The organism is Methylobacterium sp. WL19 (assembly GCF_008040005.1).
Classification (GTDB): Bacteria; Pseudomonadota; Alphaproteobacteria; order Rhizobiales; family Beijerinckiaceae; genus Methylobacterium; species Methylobacterium bullatum.
Genome location: NZ_VRVC01000245.1, coordinates 1 through 2,565, shown reverse-complemented (window position 1 = coordinate 2,565; position 2,565 = coordinate 1). Strand labels below are relative to the sequence as shown.

Annotated in this window: 4 protein-coding genes; all 4 read left to right on the top strand. The window is 71.5% G+C overall.

Annotation, left to right across the window (positions count from 1 at the left end; all coding sequences use genetic code 11):
- Positions 1–232 (top strand): hypothetical protein (locus FV220_RS24760; RefSeq protein ID WP_147833559.1); only part of this gene is annotated, 232 nt, incomplete at its 5' end.
- A 22-nt stretch (positions 233–254) separates the two neighbouring features.
- Positions 255–554, top strand: coding sequence for a S4 domain-containing protein (locus tag FV220_RS24755; RefSeq protein ID WP_056147056.1), 300 nt, complete (start codon positions 255–257; stop codon positions 552–554).
- 178 nt (positions 555–732) lie between these two features.
- Positions 733–1,902: an aminotransferase gene (locus tag FV220_RS24750; RefSeq protein WP_147833558.1), complete on the top strand. Its 1,170-nt coding sequence runs from the start codon at positions 733–735 to the stop codon at positions 1,900–1,902.
- 96 nt (positions 1,903–1,998) lie between these two features.
- Positions 1,999–2,499: a DUF4112 domain-containing protein gene (locus tag FV220_RS24745; RefSeq protein ID WP_147833557.1), complete on the top strand. Its 501-nt coding sequence runs from the start codon at positions 1,999–2,001 to the stop codon at positions 2,497–2,499.
- The last annotated feature ends 66 nt before the right edge of the window (positions 2,500–2,565 follow it).

Below are 2,565 nucleotides of genomic sequence, written 5' to 3'. Positions count from 1 at the left end.
GCCCGAGGGAGGCCGCCGGGATGGCGGCCGGCCCGAGGGTGGACGTCCTCCCCGCCGCGAGCGGTTCGAGCCCGGCCGGGTCCGTCCCGAGCGCCGCGACGAAGGCCGTCCCGCCGCGCAGCAGGAGCAGCGTCCGCAGCGCCGCGAGCGGGCTCCGGACCCGGATTCGCCCTTCGCCAAGCTGGCGGCGCTCAAGGCACAGCTCGAAGCCGGCGACGGCGGCAAGCGCTGAACCGGGGATCTGAAGAGGGCGGATGAAGCCGGGGCGGCAGCGTCTCGACAAGTGGCTCTGGTTCACCCGCTTCGCGCGGAGCCGCTCCCTTGCCGCCGCCCTGGTGGAGGACGGCTTCGTCCGCGTGAACGGGACGCGCGCCGACAATCCCGCCAAGGGGATCGGCATCGGTGACGTGGTCACCGTCGCCGCCGCCCATGTGACGGCGGTGGTGCGGGTGCTGGAACTCGGCGAGCGGCGCGGCCCCGCCCCCGAGGCGCGGGGCCTCTACGCCATCCTGTCGGGCGGCCCGTCCCCGGAACCCGACGACGGCGCGGCGTGATCCGCCTCTCCCGCACGGCTACGACAGTCACACGCTCTCGCAGGACGCTCCTGTCCCCTTCTCCTTCCAGGGGAGGGGGCGGTGACGCCTGCCGGATGTGCGCATATCCTGGGCCCTCGGGCGGCGCCCGATGGACGTCCCGCCGGTCGACTCCCGCCAGCCACGAGCGTTTTTGCGGATGAACCCTGTCTTCGCCGATCTCCCCAATACGGTGTTCGACGTGATGTCGGTGCTGGCGCGCGACCTCGGCGCGATCAATCTCGGCCAGGGCTTCCCCGACGATCCCGGCCCGGCCGACGTGCGCGAGAAGGCCGCCGAGGCCCTGCGCGACGGCTACAACCAATACCCGCCGATGATGGGGCTGCCGACCCTGCGCCGCGCCATCGCCGACCATTACGAGCGCCATCAGGGCCTCGCCCTCGACCCCGAGACCGAGGTGATGGTGACGTCGGGCGCCACCGAGGCCCTGGCCGCGAGCCTGCTCGCCCTGGTCTCGCCCGGCGACGAGGTGGTGCTGTTCGAGCCCATGTACGACGCCTACCTGCCCATCGTCCGGCAGGCCGGCGGCATCCCGCGCTTCGTCACCCTGCGGCCTCCGCATTTCCGCCTCGACGAAGACGCGCTGGCGGAAGCTTTTTCCGAGCGCACGCGGGTCGTCGTGCTCAACAACCCGCTGAACCCGACCGCGACGATGTTCGGGGACCAGGACCTCGCCCTGCTGGCACGGTTCTGCCAGCGGTTCGACGTGACGGCCGTCTGCGACGAGGTGTGGGAGCACGTGACCTTCGACGGACGCCCCCATCGCCCGCTGATCGGGTTCGAGGGTATGCGGGAGCGGACCGTGAAGATCGGGTCGGCCGGCAAGATCTTCAGCCTGACCGGATGGAAGGTCGGGTTCGTCATGGCGGCACCGCCCCTGCTGAAGGTGGTCTCGAAGGCGCACCAGTTCCTCACCTTCACGACGCCGCCCAATCTCCAGGAGGCGGTGGCCTACGGGCTGGCCAAGGACGAGGCCTATTTCCTCGACATGCGGGCGCGCTTCGCCCGCTCGCGCGACCGGCTGAGCGCCGGCCTCACCGGCCTCGGCTTTTCCGTGCTGCCCTCGCAGGCGACCTACTTCCTCACCATCGACATCGGTGAGCTGGGGCCGCGCCTCGGCTGCGCGGACGACGTCGCCTTCTGCCAGGCCCTGGTGCGCGAGCACGGCGTCGCCGCGATCCCGATCAGCGCCTTCTATGCGCGGGGGGCGGTGCGCAACCTGGTGCGGCTGTGCTTCGCCAAGCAGGACGCGACCCTCGACGCCGCCCTGGAGCGGCTCTCCGGCCTGATGCGGGGTCGGGCCGCGTGAGGCCGGGAGGTCTCAGGGCCCCGCCGCTTGCGGACGGCACCGGGCAGGGCCACATCCTGCATCATGACCACGACGCGCATCCCCCGGAGCCCCGCCATGGCCTTCAACGACGCCGTCTTCCCCACTCGCGAATTGCCCTCCCGCGAATTGCCCAACGGCGCCTTCGGCCGGCGCGAGGGGACCGCCACGCGCTTCCGCGCCGAGCCCGACAGCCGGGAAGCGGCGTTGCTGCGGCTGGAGCAGTTCGCCCACCTCATGGACTCGGCGTTCGTGATCCCCGGCATCAACCGCCGGGTGGGGCTCGACGCCGTCGTCGGTCTCGTTCCGATCATCGGCGATGCGGCGGGCATGCTGCTCGCCTCCTACATCGTCTACGAGGCGCGCCGCCTCGGTGCCCCGCGATGGCTGCTCGCCCGGATGGCCATGAACGTGGCCTTCGACGGGGTGATCGGCGCCGTGCCGCTCGCCGGCGACATCTTCGACGCGGCGTTCAAGGCCAATCGTCGCAATGTCCGTCTGCTGCGCCGCCACCTCGAGAAAACCGGCGGCCTGCGCCCCAACGAGATCGAGGGAACGGCCGTCCGTCTCGACGGCTGACGCACAATCCAATAGGGGCGGTCTCATGAACGAGATCGCCCGCCCCGCGGAAGCCGTCCCCGTCAC

Bases quoted from the DNA above. Each gene is read 5' to 3' on its own strand.
- FV220_RS24745 (WP_147833557.1), top strand. From the start codon at position 1,999: ATGGCCTTCAACGACGCCGTCTTCCCCACTCGCGAATTGCCCTCCCGC.
- FV220_RS24750 (WP_147833558.1), top strand. From the start codon at position 733: ATGAACCCTGTCTTCGCCGATCTCCCCAATACGGTGTTCGACGTGATG.
- FV220_RS24755 (WP_056147056.1), top strand. From the start codon at position 255: ATGAAGCCGGGGCGGCAGCGTCTCGACAAGTGGCTCTGGTTCACCCGC.